General features: G+C 60.4%; 22 protein-coding genes. 15 read left to right on the top strand and 7 right to left on the bottom strand.

What is annotated here, in order from left to right; translation table 11 throughout:
• Position 1: 1 nt before the first annotated feature.
• Positions 2 to 1,132, top strand: a complete 1,131-nt coding sequence (locus ACL9RI_RS04355; RefSeq protein WP_422725728.1) for a DegT/DnrJ/EryC1/StrS family aminotransferase — start codon at positions 2 to 4, stop codon at positions 1,130 to 1,132.
• 19 nt (positions 1,133 to 1,151) lie between these two features.
• Positions 1,152 to 2,096: an alpha/beta hydrolase gene (locus tag ACL9RI_RS04360; protein ID WP_422725356.1), complete on the top strand. Its 945-nt coding sequence runs from the start codon at positions 1,152 to 1,154 to the stop codon at positions 2,094 to 2,096.
• Positions 2,097 to 2,141: 45 nt separating this feature from the next.
• Here ACL9RI_RS04360 and ACL9RI_RS04365 read toward each other — a convergent pair whose 3' ends face one another.
• Positions 2,142 to 2,717 (bottom strand): TetR/AcrR family transcriptional regulator, encoded by a 576-nt coding sequence (locus ACL9RI_RS04365; RefSeq protein WP_422725357.1) that lies wholly within the window; start codon positions 2,715 to 2,717, stop codon positions 2,142 to 2,144.
• 117 nt (positions 2,718 to 2,834) lie between these two features.
• Here ACL9RI_RS04365 and ACL9RI_RS04370 point away from each other — a divergent pair, with 117 nt between their 5' ends.
• From ACL9RI_RS04370 to ACL9RI_RS04380, 3 genes are all read left to right on the top strand, one after another.
• Entirely contained in the window at positions 2,835 to 3,422 is a 588-nt protein-coding gene (locus tag ACL9RI_RS04370) for a hypothetical protein (protein ID WP_422725358.1), read from the top strand.
• A gap of 59 nt (positions 3,423 to 3,481) precedes the next feature.
• Positions 3,482 to 3,820 carry an ISC system 2Fe-2S type ferredoxin gene (fdx, locus tag ACL9RI_RS04375; protein WP_422725359.1) on the top strand — a complete coding sequence of 113 codons (339 nt, stop codon included), beginning with the start codon at positions 3,482 to 3,484 and terminating at the stop codon, positions 3,818 to 3,820.
• 258 nt (positions 3,821 to 4,078) lie between these two features.
• A complete protein-coding gene (locus tag ACL9RI_RS04380; protein ID WP_422725360.1) occupies positions 4,079 to 4,828 on the top strand; it encodes an ankyrin repeat domain-containing protein in 750 nt (249 codons plus the stop codon).
• A gap of 106 nt (positions 4,829 to 4,934) precedes the next feature.
• Here the strand turns inward: ACL9RI_RS04380 and ACL9RI_RS04385 are convergent, their stop codons facing one another.
• The 3 genes from ACL9RI_RS04385 to ACL9RI_RS04395 are packed head-to-tail and all read right to left on the bottom strand — an operon-like array spanning position 4,935 to position 7,769.
• Entirely contained in the window at positions 4,935 to 6,038 is a 1,104-nt protein-coding gene (locus ACL9RI_RS04385; RefSeq protein WP_422725361.1) for an HD-GYP domain-containing protein, read from the bottom strand.
• A gap of 55 nt (positions 6,039 to 6,093) precedes the next feature.
• A complete protein-coding gene (locus tag ACL9RI_RS04390; protein WP_422725362.1) occupies positions 6,094 to 7,272 on the bottom strand; it encodes a pyridoxal phosphate-dependent aminotransferase in 1,179 nt (392 codons plus the stop codon).
• A gap of 32 nt (positions 7,273 to 7,304) precedes the next feature.
• Positions 7,305 to 7,769 (bottom strand): putative toxin-antitoxin system toxin component, PIN family, encoded by a 465-nt coding sequence (locus tag ACL9RI_RS04395; RefSeq protein WP_422725363.1) that lies wholly within the window; start codon positions 7,767 to 7,769, stop codon positions 7,305 to 7,307.
• A 30-nt stretch (positions 7,770 to 7,799) separates the two neighbouring features.
• On the opposite strand from ACL9RI_RS04395, the gene yaaA reads away from it, so the two are divergent.
• On the top strand, positions 7,800 to 8,570 hold the full coding sequence (yaaA, locus tag ACL9RI_RS04400; protein ID WP_422725364.1) for a peroxide stress protein YaaA: 771 nt from the start codon (positions 7,800 to 7,802) through the stop codon (positions 8,568 to 8,570).
• A gap of 135 nt (positions 8,571 to 8,705) precedes the next feature.
• Here the strand turns inward: yaaA and ACL9RI_RS04405 are convergent, their stop codons facing one another.
• Complete coding sequence (locus tag ACL9RI_RS04405) at positions 8,706 to 9,509, bottom strand: outer membrane protein assembly factor BamD (protein WP_422725365.1); 804 nt, start codon at positions 9,507 to 9,509, stop codon at positions 8,706 to 8,708.
• A 131-nt stretch (positions 9,510 to 9,640) separates the two neighbouring features.
• Here ACL9RI_RS04405 and ACL9RI_RS04410 point away from each other — a divergent pair, with 131 nt between their 5' ends.
• Both ACL9RI_RS04410 and pgeF read left to right on the top strand, forming a co-directional pair.
• Positions 9,641 to 10,636 (top strand): RluA family pseudouridine synthase, encoded by a 996-nt coding sequence (locus ACL9RI_RS04410; RefSeq protein ID WP_422725366.1) that lies wholly within the window; start codon positions 9,641 to 9,643, stop codon positions 10,634 to 10,636.
• A complete protein-coding gene (gene pgeF, locus ACL9RI_RS04415; protein WP_422725367.1) occupies positions 10,636 to 11,427 on the top strand; it encodes a peptidoglycan editing factor PgeF in 792 nt (263 codons plus the stop codon). The genes ACL9RI_RS04410 and pgeF overlap by 1 nt, the downstream gene beginning before the upstream one ends.
• A gap of 16 nt (positions 11,428 to 11,443) precedes the next feature.
• On the opposite strand, the gene ACL9RI_RS04420 is transcribed toward pgeF, so the two are convergent.
• Positions 11,444 to 11,671: a hypothetical protein gene (locus ACL9RI_RS04420; protein ID WP_422725368.1), complete on the bottom strand. Its 228-nt coding sequence runs from the start codon at positions 11,669 to 11,671 to the stop codon at positions 11,444 to 11,446.
• Between the two features lie 80 nt (positions 11,672 to 11,751).
• On the opposite strand from ACL9RI_RS04420, the gene phaC reads away from it, so the two are divergent.
• From phaC to ACL9RI_RS04455, 7 genes are all read left to right on the top strand, one after another.
• Positions 11,752 to 13,488: a class I poly(R)-hydroxyalkanoic acid synthase gene (phaC, locus tag ACL9RI_RS04425; RefSeq protein ID WP_422725369.1), complete on the top strand. Its 1,737-nt coding sequence runs from the start codon at positions 11,752 to 11,754 to the stop codon at positions 13,486 to 13,488.
• A gap of 218 nt (positions 13,489 to 13,706) precedes the next feature.
• A complete protein-coding gene (phaR, locus tag ACL9RI_RS04430) occupies positions 13,707 to 14,270 on the top strand; it encodes a polyhydroxyalkanoate synthesis repressor PhaR (protein ID WP_422725370.1) in 564 nt (187 codons plus the stop codon).
• Between the two features lie 221 nt (positions 14,271 to 14,491).
• A complete protein-coding gene (locus ACL9RI_RS04435; protein ID WP_422725371.1) occupies positions 14,492 to 15,892 on the top strand; it encodes a GH1 family beta-glucosidase in 1,401 nt (466 codons plus the stop codon).
• A 175-nt stretch (positions 15,893 to 16,067) separates the two neighbouring features.
• Entirely contained in the window at positions 16,068 to 17,261 is a 1,194-nt protein-coding gene (locus tag ACL9RI_RS04440) for an ABC transporter substrate-binding protein (RefSeq protein ID WP_422725729.1), read from the top strand.
• A gap of 24 nt (positions 17,262 to 17,285) precedes the next feature.
• Positions 17,286 to 18,191: a carbohydrate ABC transporter permease gene (locus ACL9RI_RS04445; protein WP_422725372.1), complete on the top strand. Its 906-nt coding sequence runs from the start codon at positions 17,286 to 17,288 to the stop codon at positions 18,189 to 18,191.
• Between the two features lie 11 nt (positions 18,192 to 18,202).
• Complete coding sequence (locus tag ACL9RI_RS04450; RefSeq protein ID WP_422725373.1) at positions 18,203 to 19,078, top strand: carbohydrate ABC transporter permease; 876 nt, start codon at positions 18,203 to 18,205, stop codon at positions 19,076 to 19,078.
• Positions 19,079 to 19,089: 11 nt separating this feature from the next.
• Complete coding sequence (locus tag ACL9RI_RS04455; RefSeq protein WP_422725374.1) at positions 19,090 to 20,160, top strand: ABC transporter ATP-binding protein; 1,071 nt, start codon at positions 19,090 to 19,092, stop codon at positions 20,158 to 20,160.
• 3 nt (positions 20,161 to 20,163) lie between these two features.
• Here the strand turns inward: ACL9RI_RS04455 and ACL9RI_RS04460 are convergent, their stop codons facing one another.
• Positions 20,164 to 21,177: a substrate-binding domain-containing protein gene (locus ACL9RI_RS04460; RefSeq protein ID WP_422725375.1), complete on the bottom strand. Its 1,014-nt coding sequence runs from the start codon at positions 21,175 to 21,177 to the stop codon at positions 20,164 to 20,166.
• Between the last annotated feature and the right edge of the window lie 69 nt (positions 21,178 to 21,246).

Genomic DNA, 21,246 nt, shown 5'->3' on the forward strand with positions numbered 1-21,246 from the left:
AATCAATAAAGGATTATCTGTGTCAGTTCTTAATTTCTCCCAACCCAGTATCTCAGAAGAAGCCATCGCCGCGATGGCCGATACCATGCGCAGTGGCTGGATCGCCAGCGGTCCGCGTGTGCAGGAATTCGAACATGCGCTGTCGCAAACCTTCGGTGGCCGGCCCACGCGCAGCCTGACCTCGGCCACGGGCGCGATGGAGCTGGCGCTGCTGGCCTGCGGCGTGGGGCCCGGTGATGAAGTCATCACCTCGACGCAAAGTTTTTTCTCGACCATGAACATGATCGTCAAGGTGGGAGCGCATCCCGTCTTCGTCGATTGCGACCTGGTCACGCGGGCGATGGATCTGGAACAAGTCGCTGCCGCCATCACGCCGCGCACCAGGGCCATCGTGCCCACGCATTTCCCTGGCGCCCTGGGCGACATGGACGCGCTGTATGCGCTGGCGCGCCATCACGGCTTGCGCGTGATCGAAGATGCGGCGCTGGTGCAGGGTTCCGAGTGGAAAGGCCAGCCGGTCGGCAGCTTTGGCGATATCGCCACTTTTTCCTTTCACCCCAACAAGAATATGACCACCATCGAAGGCGGCGCGGTGGTGCTGCCTGATGAGGCCACGGCCAGGCGCATCGATGTGCTGCGTTTTCACGGCATCGAGCGCCTGCCGGACGACTCGCGCGACGTGCGCGAGGCCAGCGGCAAATACAATATGTCGGACGTGTCGGCCGCCATCGGCCTGGTGCAGCTCAGGCAATTGCCTGGTTTCCTCGCGCACCGGCGCGTGCTGGCCGACCATTACTTTGAAGTATTTCCGCGGATTCCCAACGCCGTGCTGCCGGCTAGCGGCATCGAAGGCCAAAGCTGGAATATGTTTTGCGTGCTGCTGCCGTTCGGGCAGCTCGGCATCACGCGCCAGGATTTCCGCGCAGCACTGCGCGAACGGGGCATCGCCACCGGCCTGTCGTATGAACCGTCGCACCTGACTACCCTGGGACGCCAGCTGGGCTACAGGGAAGGGCAGTTCCCCAACGCGGAACGCATCGGCCGCCAGACCGTCACCTTGCCCTTGCACTGCGGCATGCAAAAGGAAGACGTGGAGCGTGTTTGTCGTGCGGTTGGCGAAATACTGGCCTGACTTTTTGAAAGAATATTGCTTGAGATACCCACTCGGTTTTGTCGCGGCGTTTGCCTGCATGAATGTGCACGCTGCCGCATGGCAGCCTGCCGATGGACACCAGCAATTGCCGATCTGGCCAGGCGCGATTCCTGACGCGAAAGCTGTCACGGGGCCGGAAGAGATGACCTTGCGGGACGACAAGCTGGTCGCCGGACGGCCCTGGCTGGAAGTGGATAATGTCACGCGGCCGACCATGACGGTGTATTCGCCCACGGGACACAATACGGGCGCTGCCGTGATCGTGTTTCCTGGCGGCGGTGATCGGAGCCTGGCCATCGACCTGGAAGGCACGGAAGTGTGTGACTGGCTGACCTCGATCGGCGTCACCTGCGTGCTGCTGAAGTACCGCGTGCCTGGATCGGGCCCCCACTGGGACCCTGTCCGGAATGTTCGTGTCATTCCCAAGGTACATACGGCGCTGCAGGACGCCCAGCGGACCCTGGGCCTGGTCCGCCAGCATGCCGCTGAATGGGGTATCGATCCGCACAAGATCGGTGTGCTGGGCTTTTCTGCCGGCGGCCACCTGGTGGCGGCCATCAGCACGCATGGCAAACGCATCTATCAGCCTGTCGACCAGGCGGACGAAGAGAGTTGCCGTCCCGACTATGCCGTAGCGCTGTATCCTGGACATATGTCGGCCAACTATCGGGCCGACCTGTCAAGGCTGAACCCCACCATCCGCGTCAGCGGCCAGACGCCGCCGACCTTTTTGCTGCATGCACAGGACGATCCGGTCGATCCGGTCGAGTTTTCCCTGCTGTATTACGCGGCCCTGAAGAAAGCCGATGTGCCGGTGGAGCTGCACCTGTACGCCCAGGGCGGCCATGCGTTTGGCTTGCGCCCCAGCAGGAATGCCATCACGCAGTGGCCTGCGCTGGTGGAAACGTGGCTGGGCACGATAGGCGTGACTCCCCAGAAATAGCAGCCAAGCCCTGTGACCGGCGGAGCAAGCGCCCGGCAGTTGCAATCAGCTTGCCGCGCCAGTCGCTTGCAATCGCCGCGCCTCTTCCATCAAATGCTGCGCCACTGCCTCGAAGGGCTCCAGGCTTTTTTCAGCCCGGCTCAGCACGACCGCGCCCTCGGCCGAGGCGATCAGCATGATCGCGAAACGGCGGGCGTTTTCTGCCGGCACGCCGCCGCGCTTCAATAGATCCGTCAGGCGCTCGCGCCAGCTGCGAAATACCGTGGTGGCGTGCGCCAGCAGCTCGGCCGAGCTTGCCGCCACGGTCACCGCCAGCACCGCGCAGCCCGATTCGCATTCCGAACGGGTGAGGATGGTGCGCCAGATTTCCAGGAAGTGCCCGGTTACTGCCTCGGCGGAGTCGCCGCTGCGGCGCTCCATGAAGTCGAGCAGCACGCCACCGGCCATATCGATGGCGGCGGCGACCAGTTGGTCTTTTCCATTGGGAAAGTGATGGTAGAGCGAGCCGCGCGGCGCGCCGGTGGCCGCCAGCACCTCAGAGAACGAGGTTGCCTGCAGTCCGCTGCGTGCCAGCAAGCTGCCAGCCCCTTTGATCATGCGGTCGCGTACGTCATTTGCCATGGACTGGGATTCCTTGTTGCCTGGATAGGTGAGAAAAACTATGACGGTCATTATAATCGGTGCTACTATGACGATCGTCATAGTCTTGTTTCAACCACCTCACAAGGACCGCACGCCATGCATCTCGATCAAATCAAAACAGCCCTAGCAGGCGTATGGAGCAGCCTTGCTCCCGAAATTCGCCCCAGCGCAGCAAAAAATCCGGACGGTTCGCGCCAGCCTTTTTATCTGACGCGTGATTTCAGGTACGAAGCTGGCGACCGTTTCGAACTGACGGTCGTCAATTTTGCGGATGCCAACGGCAAGTTGCCGCTGGCCCGTATCGTGATCAAGGGGCATATGGCCTGGCGCGGCGCGCACCCGATTGCGCCCGGTGCGCAGCAGGTCGATTTTGTGGCCGATGAGGCCTATACCGTAACGCCCTTGACCCAGGGTTTTGCCGACCTGCTCAAGCAGGTGGCAAGCGCAGGCTATGCGCGCTGGGAAGTGGGCGGCACGCAGAGTGTCTTCGGCAAGTCCTTCGCGCCGTTTGGGCTGGTCGAAGGCCAGCATTTCATGGAATACGATCTGGTGTATCTCGCGCATGGGCTGCTGTTCTGGGGCGCCCGCCATATCGATGGCCGTGGCTTTGATACGGCCGAAAACCGTCCCACGAACTTGCAGATACCGCTGGCACGCAAAGCTGCTGCTGTTTTACCTGATTAATGGCTTGACCTTGTCAGTACGGGAAGCTCCACAGTAGCAGTATTCAAGGAGATTCCCGTATGCCAAAAATCACCGTCTTGCCCCACCCTGAGCTGGCGCCTGCCGGCGCCGTGTTCGAGGTAGCCGAAAACACCAGTATTTGCGATGCCTTGCTGGTGCATCATATAGACATCGAGCACGCTTGCGGACAAGTCGGCGCGTGTTCCACCTGCCACGTGGTCGTGCGCGAAGGCTACGCCTCCCTGAGTTCCTTCGGCGCTTACGAAGAGGACATGCTCGACCAGGCCTGGGGCTTGCAGCCGCTATCCCGCCTGTCTTGCCAGGCGCGCGTCAGTGGCGAAGACTTGACGGTAGAGATACCGAAATACTCCATCAATCATGCCAAAGAGAAATCTTAGTCAGATCGCGGTCTTTCCCTATTTATCGAGCATAGCGCCAATGCATACGCTGTAAAAGCATGCTGAACCTGCCCTATTGGCAGTAGACATGAGCCCGCCCATTGCGTAGACTGAAATAATTCTCTAATGCAATTATTTGCTAATCGAGCAATGTTAACAGCTTCGGTGATTTACCGTGCTGATGTTGAATTCAAAGGAAAAATGGAATAGATGGGTGCGCAAAATATAAAGTCAGTTTTCGTCGTTCTGATGTCCAGCATGGCAATGCTCGTTGCGTCTATCGCTCATGCAGGCGAATCGCTTGATAATGATCTCAATGAAGCTGCATACAAGGGTAATACGCAAGAAGTGGTGCGACTGCTGCAACAGGGCGCGCATGTCGATGCCGCCAATAAGTACGGAGTGCGCGCGATTGATTTCGCTGCCATGCGGGGCTACACGGACATGGCCAGGATTCTGATCGATGCTGGCGCCAATATTGAAAAAAACACTGGGAAGCAAGGAAATACTGCCCTCGCGCATGCCGTTGAAAAGAAAGATAGCCTGGGTGTTCTCCAGCTACTGATTGCCGCTTCGGCCAATGTGAACGCCTCCGACAAGGATGGCCAGACCCCATTGTTCAGTGCCTGTTACGCCGGCAATGCAGAGGCGGTCAAGATGCTACTGGCAGCCGGGGCAACAGTCGATCATGTCGATAACAATGGCTTTCAGCCTATCCATTCTGCTGTCAAGAAGGGGTATGAGCGTAGTCATACCAGCGGCCATGAAGCGGTTGTCAAGCTATTACTCAATGCCGGCGCCCGGATCGACGCGCAAGACAAGAAAGGCTGGCAGCCTCTCCACTACGCTGCAGACGGAGTCAATCTCTTGCTGCTACAGTTTTTGATTGAATCCGGTGCAGATATCAATGCCAAGGCTATCGACGGCTTGACGCCATTACAGGTCGCTAAAAATCGTGACGTGTGGGGGAAGGTTTATCAGGCCCTGGCGGAATTGCAGGCGAAATAGCCATACTGAAGATGTTGTTATCAAGCAGCTTGCGACACCAGCCAACGGTGGCAGTGCTGTTTCTGTTCCGCAGCGCTGAACCCGCAAGACTGGGAGGTGGCCTTGCTTAGAGCCGCGCCTCATCGCCCCACACATGGCGCATGCTGAAGTGCATATGGGCGTCGTCTTCATGCAGGGCGGCGATGATCGCATACTGGCTGTCGCCGGTGTTGCGCGGTAGTATCTTTGGTAGTTCGGTGGCGGGCAGGGGGGCGCCTTGCGGGTTGCTCAGCGGGTGAACGTAGGCGGCGCCCCGTTGCGTGACCACCCCCAGTTCGCCATTGCGCAGGCGCACCAGGGTGCCGGGCGGATATTTGCCCAGGATGGCCACGAATTGTTCGGCCAGCACGCGATCGATGGCCTGGTCCTGGTCGAGGAAAAGTTGCTGCAGCGCCTGGTCGGGCAGGATGGAGCGCCGGTAGTTGCGGGCCGAGACGCGCGCGCAATAGCGGTCGGCCAGGCCGATCAGCTTAGCGTTCTGCAAGATTTCATCGCCGCTACGGCCCTCAGGATAACCGCTGCCATCGTCGTTTTCATGATGCAGGAGCACGCAACTGAGCCACTCTTCATCTTCGACACCGGCGCAGCGCAGCAGTTCCGCACTTTCTACGGGGTGCAGGCGGACGATGCGCATTTCATCATCGGTCAACGGGCCGCGCTTGTCCTGGAAACTGTCATGGTGATACAACATGCCCACGTTCATGGTCAGCGCGGCGGCGCCGATGCGCAGCAATTCATCGTCGGGCTTGCCCATGGCCTGGCCCACCAGCATCGCCAGCAGCGCCGTTTCGATGCAGTGGCGCACGCAATAGCGGCCGGCGATCTGGTTCAGCAAGATGCTGGCCAGGGCGATATCGGCATCGAGGCTCAGCGCGCGCAGCAGTTCGCGGGCGATGGCGCGCACGTCGCGCTCGGCATTGCCTTCCTTGCGCAAGTCTTGCAGCAGCCGGTCCAGCCGCTGCGCGCTTTCATTGAGCAGGTGCAATACTGAGGGCTGCTCGGGCGTGCCCGTGTACAGGCCCATCTGCAGCAAGCGGGCCAGTTGCGCGCCATCGCTGATGATCTGTCCCTTGCGCAATTGCGGGCCGGCGCTGTGGTCCGCCAGATACAAATCCCAGGCCAGGGGTTCGCCAGGAACCAGGTCGGCCAAGCCGATGCGACGCTGAACCATGCTAGTCTCCGTTCTGCTCCCCTGTCTGCAGCCTGTGGGCTGCTGGCGGAAAGCTTTATATTGCTGCCAGGCGCGATAGCGCCAGGCGCAGGGTCTCATCCTGTTTGGCAAAGCAGAAGCGCACGATGCCCGATTCCTTGCCTTGTGCATAAAACGCCGATACGGGAATGGCCGCCACCTTGATCTCGCTGGTCAGCCATTCGGCGAACTGCGCTTCGCTTTGCTGCGAGATGGCGTCATAGCGCACGCACTGGAAATACGTGCCATCGGCCGGCAGCAAGGTAAAGCGGCTGCCCGCCAGGCCGTCGCGGAACAGGTCGCGCTTGCGCTGGTAAAAGGCGGGCAAGTCCAGATACGGCTGCGGATCGGCCATGTAGGCGGCCACGCCATGCTGCATCGGTGTGTTGACCGTAAAAACATTGTACTGGTGCACCTTGCGGAACTCGGCCGACAAGCTGGCTGGCGCGGCCACATAACCGACTTTCCAGCCTGTCACATGATAGGTCTTGCCGAAGCTGGAAACGATGAAACTGCGCGCTGCCAGTTCCGGGTGGCGGCTCAGCGAAACGTGCTGCTGGCCGTCGTACACCATGTGTTCATAGACTTCGTCCGACAAGATCAATATCTGCGTGCCGCGCACGATGTCGGCCAGCGCCGCCACGTCGGACGGACGCAAGATGGTACCGGTCGGATTATGCGGCGTATTGATGATGATCAAACGCGTCTTGGGCGTGACGGCGGCGGCCAGCGTGTCCCACGGCACGCTATAGCCGTGCTCGTTCACCTGCATGGACACCAGCACGGGCAGGCCGCCCGCCAGCGTGATCGCCGGCAGATAGCTGTCGTAGGCCGGCTCGATGACGATCACTTCATCGCCGGGGTGGACGCAGCACAGAATCGCCGTGGTCAAGGCTTGCGTGGCGCCGGCCGTGACGGTAATTTCCGTGGCGGCATCATATTGATGGCCGTACAGGCTGGCGATTTTCGCCGCGATGGCCTCGCGCAGGGGCGCCGCACCCGTCATGGGCGGGTACTGGTTATGGCCGGCATGCATGGCCTCGCTGACTCTTTCGATCAGCGCTGGCGCGCAGCCGAAATCGGGAAAGCCTTGTCCCAGGTTGACGGCGCCATGCTGGGCCGCCAGGGCCGACATGCGCGTAAACACGGTGGTGCCCACGGCAGGCAAGCGCGTTTGCAGGGCAGGGGTCTGGCTGGAGTAAGGCGTGCTATTCATGGGCAATCGGGCGATGGTGTAAGAGGTTGGCTTTATTCTAGCGCAGCCGCAACTGTTTCGGGTGGCACGGCGATCACCCACTTCTCTGGCAGCATGATCTGGAACATGCCGGCCTTGGCGGTCCTGCGCGCCAGTTTCAGCAGGGCTTTATCCTTGGTGATCAGGATGTCGGCGTTGGCGTCGCGCGCCAGTTCCAGGAATTTCTGGTCATCCTTGTCGGTGCAGACGGGCAGGCGCACGCCAGACACGGCTGGCGCCACCACCGTGATCAGGGCGTCAAAACGGGCCGCAGCCACGGCGCGGCTGGCTTCGTCGAGCGGCAAGTGTTTGTAATGCAATACCACCAGATATTCGGCGCGGCAATCTTCGCGCGTGATGGCGTGCACGGCCCCGCTTTCCATGGCGGCCAGCAAGCCGGCCCAGCGCGGGTCGTTGAAGACGAACAGGTCGAGGCAGACGTTGGTGTCGAGGACGAGTTTTTGTGGAGCAGGTATCATGTCGGCAATTCTATTCTGTAGTGATAATTTATGTTGATCGTGCTTTCGCCCGCCAAAAGTCTCGACCTGGAGACGCCGCCAACCACCCAGTTGCACAGCACCCCCGATTTTCTCGACCATTCCGCCCAGCTCATCGAGCGCATGCGCCAGTTTTCACCGGCCGAGGTCGGCAGCCTGATGGGCATTTCCGATGCCTTGTCTGTCCTCAACGTGGCCCGCTACGCGTCCTGGACGCCGCAGCCATCCGATGCGCGGCAAGCCATCATGGCGTTCAATGGCGATGTGTACGCCGGTTTCGAAGCGCGCACCCTGCAGCCGGGCCAGCTGGATTACGCGCAATCGCGCGTACGCATCCTGTCGGGCCTGTACGGCCTGCTGCGCCCGCTGGACCTGATCCATCCGCACCGGCTGGAGATGGGCACGCGCCTGTCCACCGCGCGCGGCAAGGATTTATACGCGTTCTGGGGCGACACCATCACCAATGCCCTCAATCGCACGGCGCAAGAGCAGGGCGCCAAGGTGCTGGTGAACCTGGCCTCGGAAGAGTATTTCAAATCCGTCAAGCCGCGCCAGCTGGACATGCCCGTCATTTCGCCCGTGTTCGAAGACTGGAAGAATGGCAAGTACAAGATCATCTCGTTCTATGCCAAGCGCGCGCGCGGCATGCTGGCCCGCTACGCCACCGTCAACGCCATCCACGACCCCGAGCAATTGAAACAGTTCGATGCCGATGGCTACGCTTATGTGCCGGAAGCCTCGAATGACAAGAACTGGGTGTTTCGCCGCAGGGTCGGAGAGTAAGAGCCGGGGTCAGACCCGTCGGGGGAGCACGCTCCAGTGGAGCGTGTTCCGATTGCGAGGCAACTGACCCCAGTTTTTTGCTTGCTAGCGGCCCTGGCATCAAGAAAAAACCGGAGCAAGCTCCGGTTTTTTATTTTATTGCCAGAATTTCCACCAGCGGCGTTCCTTGTTCACCCCTTCCGGGCTGAGGAAGGCGGTTTGCGGGTAGTTCTTGGTCAGCACGCGCAGGGTGTCGTCGCGCAGGTCGGTCATGCCCAGCTTGTCGTACGAGCGGTACATGATGAACAGCGCTTCTTCGATGGCCGGCGAGGCGCTGAAATCGCTGATGGTGCCTTGCGCGCGGTTGGCCGCAGCCAGGTAGGCGCCACGGCGGTAGTAATAACGCGCCACATGGACTTCATATTTCGCCATCGCATCGATCAGATAATGCATGCGCGCCAGTGCATCGGGCGTGTACTTGCTGTTCGGGAACTTGTCGACCAGTTGCTTGAAAGCAGCAAACGCTTCGCGCGTGGCCTTCGGATCGCGTTCGGTCGGATCTTGTTCGTACAGGAAGTTCAGGAAGCTCAGTTGATCATTAAAGCTGATCAAGCCCCGCAGGTAGTACATATAGTCGACATTGGCGTGGTTCGGGTGCAACTTGATGAAGCGTTCGACAGCCGCTAGTGCCTGAGCCTGGTCTCCCGACTTATAATACGCGTAAGCGATCTCCATCTGTGCTTGCAAGGCATAGTTGCCGAAAGGATAGTTAGCCTCCAGCTTCTGAAACAGGCCAATGGCAGTCTCATAGTGCTGCCCGCTCATTTCTTCACGGGCCTCCGAGTATAATTTCGTAACGGACCAGTTTTTGGTCTCATCCACTTTTTCTGGCAACAAGCTGCAAGCGGACATGCCGAGCAGAACGACTGAAGCGACTACCAACGATAATTTTTTTTGCATGACGTTTTGCAAGAAGGTTTTAACCAAGATTTTACAATAGGCTGATTATAGCCGATGGGAATGCTGTGATATTAACTTCTAAGCCGAATTTGGCTGCCCCCCTATCTGACTCCGACCTCAACGACGTCGATGTGCACACAGATGCACAGGATGCCGACGAGGCATTTGACGGCGACGAGCTGTTCGATGACCTGGCGCCGATCCACCTGGAACTAACGCCGGACGCCTGCGGACATCGCCTCGACAAGGTCATTTCCAAGCTGGTGCCGCAGTATTCGCGCAGCCGTTTGCAATTGTGGCTGGAAGCCGGTTTCGTCACCGTGGACGGTAAAGTTGCGAAACGCAATATGACCGCCTATGGCGATGAAAAGATCGTCATTCTGCCGCAAAGTGCGCCGGAAGACGAGGCTTTTAAGCCGGAAGCGATGGAATTGAACATCGTGCACGAAGATGAACACATCATCGTGATCAATAAACCGGCCGGACTGGTGGTCCATCCGGGTCCTGGCAACTGGTCGGGCACCTTGCTCAACGGCCTGCTGCACCACTGCCCGCAGCTCGCTGGCGTGCCGCGCGCCGGCATCGTGCACCGCCTGGACAAGGATACCAGCGGCTTGATGGTGGTGGGCAAGACGCTGGCCTCGCAAACGGACCTGGTGCGCCAGTTGCAGGCGCGCACCGTCAAGCGTGAATATTTCGCGCTGGTATGGGGCACGCCGAAAGTGGCGGGCACCATCGACGCTTCCATCGCGCGCCACCCGCGCGACCGCGTCAAAATGGCCGTGTCAGAAAACTTCACCGCCAAGCCGGCTATCACGCACTATGAATTGATCGGCAGCGGCGAACTCGACCGTCGTCCCGTGAGCCTGATGCAATGCCGCCTGGAAACAGGCCGCACGCATCAGATCCGCGTGCACATGCAGCACCTGGGGTTCGCCCTGGTCGGTGACTACGTGTATGGCAAGCCGCACCTGGTTTCCGTCTTCCCGCGCCAGGCGCTGCAGGCGCGCCGGCTGGGCCTGGTCCATCCGGGCACGGGCGAGCAATGCGAATGGCTGGTGCCGCTGGCTGATGACTTTGCCGAACTGATCGCCAAGGCCGGTATTCCCGAGCCGGAACTGGTCTGATGCAGATCGCCATCGCCGTGCCGCATATTGTTCCCGACTGGCCAGGCCTGCCTGCCAATGTCGGTGCCTTGTCGACCGTGCGCGCGGGCGGCGCCAGCCTGGGGCCGTATGATGATGGGCGGGGTGGCGGCGGCTTGAACCTGGGCGTGCACGTGGGCGACGATCCAGCCTGCGTGGCGCAGAACCGGGCACGGCTGGCGGCAGCGTTGCCGTCGGAGCCGGCCTGGCTGTCGCAAGTGCATGGCGTGGCCGTGGCCGATGCAGCTGGGCTTGCCGGCTGCGTGCCGGACGCCGACGCCAGCGTGGCCACGCAGCCCGGCGTGGTGTGCACCGTGATGACGGCCGATTGCCTGCCGGTTTTGTTCTGTTCGCATGACGGCCAGGTGGTGGGGGCCGCGCATGCGGGCTGGCGCGGCCTGGCCAACGGTGTCTTGCAGACGACCGTGCAAGAGATGCGCGCGCGCGGCGCCACGGAAATCCTGGCCTGGCTGGGGCCGGCCATCGGTCCTGGCGCGTTTGAAGTAGGCGCTGACGTATTGCAGGCGTTTCGCGACGGCGCGCGCGATGCGGTCGAAGCGCAGTCCTTGTCGGACGCGTTTATTGCCATTGCTGGCAAGCCGGGCAAATACCTGGCGGACATATATGCGCTGGCACGCCTCATGCTGCGGCGTGACGGTGTGAGTCGGGTAGCGGGCGGCGAGTATTGCACTGTCAGCGATGCGGCGCAGTTTTATTCCTACCGGCGCGATGGCGTCACCGGACGACAGGCCAGTTTGATCTGGCGCAAATAATATGAACGGCAGACGCTTATGTGTCTGCCGTTTTTGTTTTATCGTCTGCAGAAGCCGCGGTCGCTGCGGCGGCTTTGTCTGCGGCGCGCCGTTTGCGTCTTTTTGACCCGGTCAGATAGAATAGGATAGACAAAGGAATAAGACAGTACAGGAGGAACGTCATCAGTCCGGCAACAAAGGACGGTTCGGTGAGGGCCATCAGGCCCACCACGTAAATCCATGCAATAGCAACGATCAGCATCATAGGTTTTAACCAGGCCAGGCGAGGCTGGATACAGTAGAGAGTGACGACATCTTAATTCTTTAATGGAATGGATTTACACAATGAATATGCCCGATCCCCAAGTCATGACCCAGGAGTGGATGGCGCAGATCAGCGATCCGAACCAGTGGAAGACCTGGTTCAACATGGTACCCCAGCCGGCAGCAAATCCCATGGCCGGCATTTTGCAGGACGCCGGGGCCAGCATCAAGCCGGAAGTGGTGGAACAATTAAAGAATGACTACATGGCCAAGCTGACGGGCTTGTGGGGCGATTTCATGGGGGGCAAGACGCCGGAACTGAAAGACCGCCGCTTTGCCGCGCCAGCCTGGCATGCCAGTCCCTTGTCGGCCTTCAATGCCGCCGCGTATCTGCTGAACGCCGAATTCCTGGCCGCCATGGCCGAGGCGGTCGAAGCGTCGCCACATCAGAAACAAAAAATCCGTTTTGCGGTACAGCAAATTGTTGACGCCATGTCGCCGGCCAATTTCCTGGCGACCAATCCCGACGCCCAGCAAACCCTGATCGAGACCAAGGGCGAAAGCCTGGCCAAGGGCTTGACGAATATGCTGGCCGATATGCAGAAAGGCCGCATTTCGCAGTCCGACGAGTCCGCCTTCGAAGTGGGCCGCAACGTGGCCACCACGCCGGGTACGGTGGTGTTTGAAAACGCCCTGTTCCAGCTGATCCAGTACACGCCGAGCACGGCCACCGTGCATGCGCGTCCGCTGCTGATGGTGCCGCCGTGCATCAACAAATTTTATATCCTGGACTTGCAGCCTGAAAACTCGCTGGTGCGCTACGCGGTGGAGCAGGGCAATAGCGTGTTCCTGATCTCGTGGCGCAATCCCGACATGAGCATGCAGCACGTCACCTGGGATGATTACGTGGAGCAGGGCGTGATCGAAGCGATCCGTGTCACGCAAGAGATTTCGGGCCAGGAAAAATTGAACATGTTCGGCTTTTGCGTGGGCGGCACCATCGTCTCGACCGCGCTGGCCGTGCTGAAGGCGCGCGGACAGAATCCCGCATCGAGCCTAACCCTGCTGACCACCTTCCTCGACTTTTGCGACACGGGCGCGCTCGAGGTCTTCGTCGATGAACCGCAAGTGGCGCTGCGCGAGCAGACCCTGGGCAAGGGCGGGCTGATGTCCGGCCGTGACCTGGGCAGTACTTTCTCCAGCCTGCGTCCGAACGACCTGGTGTGGAATTACGTGCAGTCGAATTATCTGAAGGGCAAGGAGCCGGTCGCCTTCGATTTGCTGTACTGGAACGGCGATGGCACCAGCCTGCCAGGCCCCATGTTTTGCTGGTATCTGCGCCACACCTACCTGGAAAACAGCCTGAAAGTGCCGGGCAAGCTGACGGTGGCTGGCGAGAAAATCGACTTGAGCAGCATCGATGCGCCAGCCTTTATTTACGGCTCGCGCGAAGACCACATCGTGCCCTGGGGCTCTGCCTACGCATCGACGGCACTGCTCAATCCGAAGAAGCCGAAAGCCAACCGGTTTATCCTCGGCGCCTCGGGCCATATCGCCGGCGTGATCAACCCGGCGTCGAAGAAAAAACGCAGCTACTGGAGCAACGACCAGCCACGTAGCGCGAAAGCCAAGCCCTTGAGCGCCGAACAGTGGCTGGACGGCGCAACCGAACATGCGGGCAGCTGGTGGTCCGAATGGGCCGCGTTCCTGGCCGAACATGGCGGCGCAGAGGTAAAGGCGCCGGCCAAGCCCGGCGGCAAGCGTTACAAGGCGATCGAACCGGCGCCTGGCCGGTATGTTAAAGTCAGGGCAGATTAAGTCTGTTGCTAGCCAAGACCAGGGTAATCTCTGGTCTTGTCAGGAATCTACTTCTAGTTGCGTTGCAATAAATGTGGGAATCTTTGCCACGAATGTGCAAAGTGGTCGTTTTCCACTCTATAATGCAAAAAGTAGGCAGGTGCGAAAGCGGACCCCACGTTCGCTTTTTTTTCGGATTAACTCAGTATGCGTTGCGGCGCAATAAGTGGGACTTTGTGATGAGTAGTGCTAAAAAAAGTATAGACCGCCTGATTAAAAAATACCCTAACCGCCGTTTGTACGATACCCAAACCAGTTCCTACATCACCTTGACGGACGTCAAGCAGCTGGTGCTGGACAATGAAGAATTCACGGTCGTGGACGCCAAGTCCAGCGAAGACCTGACGCGCAGCATTTTGCTGCAGATCATCCTGGAAGAGGAGGCCAGCGGCGTGCCGATGTTCTCCAGCGGCGTGCTGTCGCAAATCATCCGCTACTACGGCCACGCCATGCAGGGCATGATGGGCTCCTACCTGGAAAAGAACGTGCAGGCGTTCACCGATATCCAGCATAAATTCACGGGCACCTCGGCCGGTAGTTTCGATGGCAAGCCGTTCAGTCCCGAAATGTGGACACAATTCATGAACGTGCAAGGTCCGATGATGCAGGGCATGATGAATAACTACATCGACCAGAGCAAGAGCCTGTTTGTGCAGATGCAGGAACAAATGCAAAACCAGAGCAAGAATCTGTTCGGCACCTTCCCGTTCGTACCGCCCGTACCACCGGCGGACAAGAAGTAAATACCAGCAAATATGGGGCTTGCAAGCGGGCCCCACCCAACGGCACAGCGGAGCTTTCCCCTGTGCCGTTTTTTTTTGCTGCACCGCAGCGCAAGCGGCTTTGCGGGCCATCCCTCATCAATTTACGCAAAAAATTGCGTTGACATTGAAAATTCTTCACTGGTAGTATTACTACACATTGTGGAAGCGCTTCCACTCCCATCCGAAGTGAAGGAGATTGTGTGAATCAAGCCGCTGTATCAGTTGTCCCGCCTGTATCCGCCGCACTGGAAACGGAATTTTCGCCACCGGCCGACTCGGTGTTGTGGAAGAAAGATTTTTTGCTGGGCGTGGCCACTGCCGCCTACCAGATCGAAGGCGCCGTGCATGAAGATGGCCGCCTGCCATCGATCTGGGATACTTTCTCCGCCACCCCAGGCAAGGTGCTGGCTGGCGACACGGGCGAGTTCGCCTGCGACCACTACCACCGCTGGGAAGACGATGTCGAGACCATCGCCGCCCTGAATGTCGATGGCTACCGCTTGTCGATCGCCTGGCCTCGCGTCATGGATGAGCAAGGCCAGCCCAACCCTGTCGGCATCGCCTTCTACAAAAACCTGCTGCAGCGCCTCAAGCAAAAAGGCTTGAAAACCTTTGTCACCCTCTACCACTGGGACTTGCCGCAACACCTGGAAGACCGTGGCGGCTGGCTCAACCGTGAGACGGCTTACCGTTTCGCCGACTACGCCGACCTGATGAGCCGCGAACTGTCCGGCCTGGTTGATGCCTGGGCCACCCTGAACGAACCCTGGTGCTCGGCCTTCCACGGTTACGGCGGTGGCCACCACGCGCCGGGCAGGGCGGACGTGCGTTACGCCACGCAGGCGATGCACCATCTGCTGCTCGGTCACGGCCTGGCGCTGGTGCATCTGCGACGCAATGATCCGGGCGCGCAAGTGGGCCTGGTGGCCAACGTGGGCCGTGGCACGACCACCGGCAGCAGCGCCGCCGACCAGCGCGCAGCCGAGCTGTTCGAGCTGCAGCACAACAACTGGATCTTCGATCCGCTGTTCAAGAAAAGTTATCCGGAAGCCTTATGGAGCTTGTGGCCTGGCGCCAGGCCTCTGATCCTGGACGGCGACATGGACATCATCGGCGCGCCGATGGACTTCCTCGGCATCAATTACTATTTCCGCACGAATGTGGTCAGCGATGGCGGCCATGGCTACCTGGAAGTGGACCTGGAAGGCGTGGAGCGCACGCAGATGGGCTGGGAAGTCTATCCGCAAGGCTTGTACGATTTGCTGGTCGGTTTCCATCACGAATACGCCAACCTGCCACCGGTCTACATTACGGAGAACGGTACGGCGTCGGACGATGAAGTGGTCGATGGCAAGGTGGCGGACCCGCGCCGCATCTCGTTCCTGAACCGCCACCTGGCAGCCGTTGACGCCGCAGTCAAGGCGGGCGTGGACATCCGCGGTTATTTCATCTGGTCGCTATTGGATAACTTCGAATGGGCTTTCGGTTACGAGCGCCGCTTCGGCATTATTCATGTGGATTATGCGACGCAAAAGCGCACCTGGAAGCAGAGCGCCTTCCTGGTGCGTGATTTCCTGGCACGCCGTCATGCACAGCCTTGAGGAGTGTGAGTATCGTTGATGTTTGTAGGACGTTTCATCTGGTAAAGTTTTAGGTATAGGCATAGCCGATTCATTCCCATAAAAAGAGCGCTGGACGCTCACAGGAGACAACATGAATAAAACCAATAAAACTGCTGGCGCAATCGCGCTGGCCCTGGCAGCCCAGGCTGCCCTCATGGCGCCAGCCCTGGCGCAAAATCCCGCGCCCTTGAAGGCTACCGTGATCCACTGGTGGACCTCCGGCGGTGAATCGGCCGCCATCCGCCAGTTTGCCGATGCCTACAACAAGGCCGGCGGCCAGTGGGTCGACCAGGCCATCGCCGGCGCCGACCAGTCGCGCGCCACCACCATCAACCGCATCGTGGGCGGCAATGCACCGGTGGCGGCGCAGTTCAATACTTCGCAGCAATTCCGCGATATCGTCGACCAGGGTTTGCTCAATAACATCGATGACGTGGCGATCAAGGGCAACTGGGACCAGATCATGCCGCCATCGATCGTCAACGCCATCAAGATCAAGGGCCATTTCTATGCAGCGCCCGTCAACATCCACATGCCCGCCTGGTTCTTCTATTCCAAGGCCGCCTTTAAAAAGGCCGGCATCGCCGACGAACCGAAGACCTGGGATGAATTCCTGGCCGACCTGGCGAAATTGAAGGCGGCCGGCGTGGTGCCGCTGGCCTTCGGCGGCCAGGTATGGCAGGAAAAAATCACCTTCGACGCCATCTTCGCGATGGTGGGCGGCCCCGACCTGTACCTGAAAGTCTACCGCGACCGCGACCAGAACGCCGTCAAGTCCGACGCCTTCAAGCAGGTGCTGATCGCGTTTAAAAAACTGCGCGGCTTCATCGATGCGGGCGCGCCGGGCCGCAACTGGAACGACGCCACCGCCATGGTCATCACCGGCAAGGCTGGCGTGCAAATCATGGGCGACTGGGCCAAGGGCGAATTCTCGGCCGCGAAACAGACGGCCGGCAAGGAATTCGGCTGCTTCCCCGGCTTCGGTCCGAAGTCGCCGTACATCGTGGCAGGCGACGCTTTCGTATTCCCGAAATCGTCGAATCCCGACGTGATCAAGGCGCAGAAACTGCTGGCCACCACCATGACTGCGCCAGGCCCGCAAGTGGCCTTCAGCGCGCGCAAGGGATCGATTCCGATCCGTGGCGACGTCGACGACAGTTCGCTCGACATCTGCGCCAAGCAGGGTATCGCCATCATGAAGGACAAGTCGCGCCAGTTGCCGAACTCGGAGATGCTGACCTCGCCCGACACCAACGGCGCCTTGCAGGACGTGCTGACCAATTACTGGAATAAAAACCAGTCCGCCGAAGATGCGCAAAAGGCCTTCGCCAGCGCCTTGAAAGAGTAAGCGCCGCAATTCACGGGAGACGGTATGAGTCATGTCAACAAGCCGGCGAAGCGGCGACGCTTTTCGCTGGCCGCCAATATCGCGCTGCTGCCGATGGCGCTCACGGTATTGTTCGCCTACGTGGGAACGATGCTGTGGACCCTGCGCGTGTCGGTCAGCAGTTCGCGCACTTTTCCGGCCGACGATTTTGTCGGCGCCGCGCAGTACATCCGCTTGTTCAACAATGAGCGCTGGCTGCTGTCGCTGCATAACCTGGTGATCTACGGCGTGCTGTTCATCGCCGCCTGCCTGGTGCTCGGTTTCCTGCTGGCCGTGTTCATCGACCAGAAGGTGGCCGCCGAAGGCGTGCTGCGTACCGTCTTTTTGTATCCGTATGCGATGTCCTTCGTGGCCACGGGGCTGGTCTGGCAATGGATGCTCAATCCTGAGTTGGGCATCCAGGAGGTGCTGCACAAGCTCGGTTTCGAGCATGCGCGCTTCGACTGGATCATCGACCAGGACATGGCCATCTACACGGTGGTGATCGCCACCGTGTGGCAAGCCTCGGGCCTGGTGATGGCGCTGATGCTGTCCGGCCTGCGCGGCATCGACGATGAAATGTGGAAGGCCGCCCGCATCGACGGCATTCCGCGCTGGCGCGTGTACGTCAGCATCGTGCTACCGATGCTGGGGCCGTCGATCTCGACTGCCTTCGTGCTGCTGTTCGTGATGGTCGTCAAGGTGTATGACGCGGTGGTCGCCATGACGCAGGGCGGTCCGGGCACGGCCAGCGAAGTGCCGGCCAAGTTCATCATGGACTACCTGTTCGGACGGGCCAATATCGGCCTGGCCTCGGCCGCCTCGGTGGTCCTGCTGACCACGGTGCTGGCGATCGTCGTTCCCATCTATTTTGTGCGCAACCGCGCCAGCAAGGGCAAGGTGGCGCGATGACTGCCGCTGTCATGAATCCGGCGCTCCGCCGCCGCTCGCGCCTGACGCCGGCGCGCCTGGGCATCTATGCCTTCCTGTTGTGCGCCGCACTGTTCTTCCTGCTGCCGCTGTATGTGATGCTGGTGACCTCGGTCAAGCCGATGGAAGAAATCCGCCTGGGCACCTTGTTTGCGCTGCCCGTGCACGCCACGCTGGAGCCATGGAGCATGGCCTGGCAATCGGCTTGTACCGGCCTGGAATGCAATGGCATCCGTGGCGGCTTCTGGAATTCGGTCTATATCGTGGTGCCCAGCACCATCTTGTCGATCGCGGTGGGCGCAGTGAATGGCTATGCGCTGTCGTTCTGGCGGCCGCGCGGCGCCAACCTGCTGTTCGCCGTACTGATGATGGGCGCCTTCGTGCCGGTGCAGGTGATGGTGTATCCGCTGGTGCGGCTGCTGGCGATGGCGCATCTGTTCAGCTCCTTGCCGGGCATTATCCTGATCCATACCATTTTCGGCATGCCCGTGATGACCCTGCTGTTCCGCAATTACTACGCGGCGCTGCCGCAGGAACTGTTCAAGGCGGCGCGCATCGATGGCGGCGGTTTCTGGCGCATCTTCCTGCAATTGATGCTGCCGATGTCCACCCCCATCATCGTGGTGGCGGCCATCATGCAGGTGACGGGGATCTGGAACGACTTCCTGTTCGGCCTGGTGTTTGCCGGCTCCGACCATTTGCCGATGACGGTGCAGCTCAATAACATCATCAATACGACCACGGGCGAACGCCTGTACAACGTGAACATGGCGGCCACCATCCTGACATCGATGGTGCCGCTGGGTCTGTATTTCATTTCCGGCCGCTGGTTCGTGCGCGGTATCGCCTCCGGCGCGGTCAAGGGCTAACAAGGGTAATCATGTCTAATGTAGCGATACGTAATCTTCAGATCCAGCTGGGCGGCAATACCATCATCGACGCCTTGAACCTCGACGTGCAGGCCGGTGAATTCGTGGTCTTGCTGGGGCCTTCGGGCTGCGGCAAGTCGACCCTGCTGCACACCATTGCCGGCCTGATCGACGTCAGTGGCGGCAGCATCGAAATCAGCGGCCACGACATGACCTGGGCCGATCCCAAGGACCGGCGCATCGCCATGGTGTTCCAGTCCTATGCGCTGTACCCGACCATGAATGTGGAGCGCAACATGTCCTTCGGCCTGCGCATCAGCGGCACGCCCAAGGCCGAGATCGAACGCCGGGTGGCGCGCGCGGCCGACATGCTGCAGCTGCAGCCGCTGTTGAAGCGCAAGCCGGCCGAATTGTCCGGCGGCCAGCGGCAGCGCGTGGCGATCGGCCGCGCCATCGTGCGCCAGGCCGACGTGTTCCTGTTCGATGAGCCGCTGTCGAACCTGGACGCCAAGCTGCGCACGGAACTGCGGCGCGAGCTCAAGCAGCTGCACCAGCAGCTGGGCGCGACCATGATCTATGTCACGCATGACCAGGTCGAAGCGATGACACTGGCCCAGCGCATGGCCGTGATGAAGGGCGGCGTGATCCAGCAGTTCGATACGCCGGCCGCCATCTACCGCGAACCGGCTAATCTGTTCGTGGCCACCTTCCTCGGCTCGCCGGGCATGAACCTGTTCCGCGGCACCTTGCACCACGAGGCGGGCGGGATTGCCTTCCGCAGCGGCAGCGTGACCCTGGACGTGAGCGGCTACGCCTTCAGGCAGGCGCCGGCGGAAGGGCAAAGCTGCGTGCTGGGCGTGCGGCCGGAAGACATCAGCGTCGGCCAGGGCTTGCCGTATCAAGCCGGTATTTCACTGGTCGAGGCGATGGGCAATCACAAGGTGGTGTGGCTGGACTTTAACGGCAACCAGATCGCCAGCGTGGCGCAGGAACAGGATGTGATCGACGCCGGCCACACCACGTTCGCCATCCGCACGGCGCAGGCCTCGCTGTTCGACGGCGCCAGCGAACTGCGTCTGTAGTGCTTAGCTTCCCTGCCGCTTCGCTACCGAAGCGCGCAGGGTAATCGTGACGGGGAAGTCGCGTTCGATGGTGTAGCTGGTGCCGTAGCACTGGTTCAGCAGCCAGCGCACGGCGTTTTGCGTCAATTCCCGGATGGAGATGTGTACGGAGGTCAGGCCTGGCGCCGTGAAGGCGGCGGAATAGTCATCATCGTAGCCGACTACCGATACGTCATCGGGCACGCGGATGCCGGCCCGGTGCAGGCAGGACATGGCGCCGACGGCCATCTCGTCGTTGGCGCAGAACAGGCCCGTAAATGGCTTGCCATCATCAAGCAGAGCTTGCGTGGAGGCGTAGCCGCCTTCGCGCGAAAAGTCCGAGCTGATCAAAGGCACATCCTGCCTGGCGATGCCATGGCGTTCCAGCTCATCAAAGAATCCCTGCAAGCGGCTTTCATTGTCCAGGGTGTCGGGCGGCCCCGAGATCACGGCCAAGTGACGATGGTCTGCTTCGAGCAGGGTGCGCGCGGCCAGGGTGCCGCCATGATAATGGTCGGGGCAGAACGACGCCTGCGGCAGGTCCGGGTGGCGCCGGTTCAGGAACGCCATTTTCGGATGCATGCGTTGCAGCTGCACCAGGTCTTCGTCGTGCAAGTCGTGGCCCAGCACGACGATGCCGTCGCAATCTCGCCCGATCAGGAATTTGACTGCTTCGATGGCTTCCTCGCGCGGCGTGCCGTCGCCGCAGCCGGTGGCCACCACCACGTGGCGGCGCAGCGCGCGCAGTTCAATGTCCGTCTGTTTCAGGATGGTGCCGTAATAGGCGCCAAAGAAGGAGGGCGCGAAGATGCCTATCATGCCCAGCGACTTGGCCGACAAGGAGCGGCCGATCGACGACGGGCGGAAGTTCAGTTGCTTGATGGCCGCCTGCACGCGGGCCAGGGCGTCGGGCGATACGGGGCCGGCGCCGGAAATGGCGCGCGAGGCTGTCGACATGCCTACGCCGGCGAGCACTGCGACGTCTTTCAGTGTTGCCACGTAGTCGGTTCTCCTGTGGTGGTCATTGCTATCATTTTTGCGGTGAAACCGGCCTGGAATGCGACAAAC

This window comes from Janthinobacterium sp. Mn2066, from assembly GCF_049319705.1.
In the GTDB taxonomy this organism is placed as follows: domain Bacteria; phylum Pseudomonadota; class Gammaproteobacteria; order Burkholderiales; family Burkholderiaceae_D; genus Janthinobacterium.

Coding starts and splice junctions, on each gene's coding strand:
- ACL9RI_RS04365 (WP_422725357.1), bottom strand. CDS start 2,717: ATGGCAAATGACGTACGCGACCGCATGATCAAAGGGGCTGGCAGCTTG.
- ACL9RI_RS04370 (WP_422725358.1), top strand. CDS start 2,835: ATGCATCTCGATCAAATCAAAACAGCCCTAGCAGGCGTATGGAGCAGC.
- fdx (WP_422725359.1), top strand. CDS start 3,482: ATGCCAAAAATCACCGTCTTGCCCCACCCTGAGCTGGCGCCTGCCGGC.
- ACL9RI_RS04380 (WP_422725360.1), top strand. CDS start 4,079: ATGGCAATGCTCGTTGCGTCTATCGCTCATGCAGGCGAATCGCTTGAT.
- ACL9RI_RS04385 (WP_422725361.1), bottom strand. CDS start 6,038: ATGGTTCAGCGTCGCATCGGCTTGGCCGACCTGGTTCCTGGCGAACCC.
- ACL9RI_RS04390 (WP_422725362.1), bottom strand. CDS start 7,272: ATGAATAGCACGCCTTACTCCAGCCAGACCCCTGCCCTGCAAACGCGC.
- ACL9RI_RS04395 (WP_422725363.1), bottom strand. CDS start 7,769: ATGATACCTGCTCCACAAAAACTCGTCCTCGACACCAACGTCTGCCTC.
- yaaA (WP_422725364.1), top strand. CDS start 7,800: ATGTTGATCGTGCTTTCGCCCGCCAAAAGTCTCGACCTGGAGACGCCG.
- ACL9RI_RS04405 (WP_422725365.1), bottom strand. CDS start 9,509: ATGCAAAAAAAATTATCGTTGGTAGTCGCTTCAGTCGTTCTGCTCGGC.
- pgeF (WP_422725367.1), top strand. CDS start 10,636: ATGCAGATCGCCATCGCCGTGCCGCATATTGTTCCCGACTGGCCAGGC.
- ACL9RI_RS04420 (WP_422725368.1), bottom strand. CDS start 11,671: ATGATGCTGATCGTTGCTATTGCATGGATTTACGTGGTGGGCCTGATG.
- phaC (WP_422725369.1), top strand. CDS start 11,752: ATGAATATGCCCGATCCCCAAGTCATGACCCAGGAGTGGATGGCGCAG.
- phaR (WP_422725370.1), top strand. CDS start 13,707: ATGAGTAGTGCTAAAAAAAGTATAGACCGCCTGATTAAAAAATACCCT.
- ACL9RI_RS04440 (WP_422725729.1), top strand. CDS start 16,068: ATGGCGCCAGCCCTGGCGCAAAATCCCGCGCCCTTGAAGGCTACCGTG.
- ACL9RI_RS04445 (WP_422725372.1), top strand. CDS start 17,286: ATGAGTCATGTCAACAAGCCGGCGAAGCGGCGACGCTTTTCGCTGGCC.
- ACL9RI_RS04450 (WP_422725373.1), top strand. CDS start 18,203: ATGAATCCGGCGCTCCGCCGCCGCTCGCGCCTGACGCCGGCGCGCCTG.
- ACL9RI_RS04455 (WP_422725374.1), top strand. CDS start 19,090: ATGTCTAATGTAGCGATACGTAATCTTCAGATCCAGCTGGGCGGCAAT.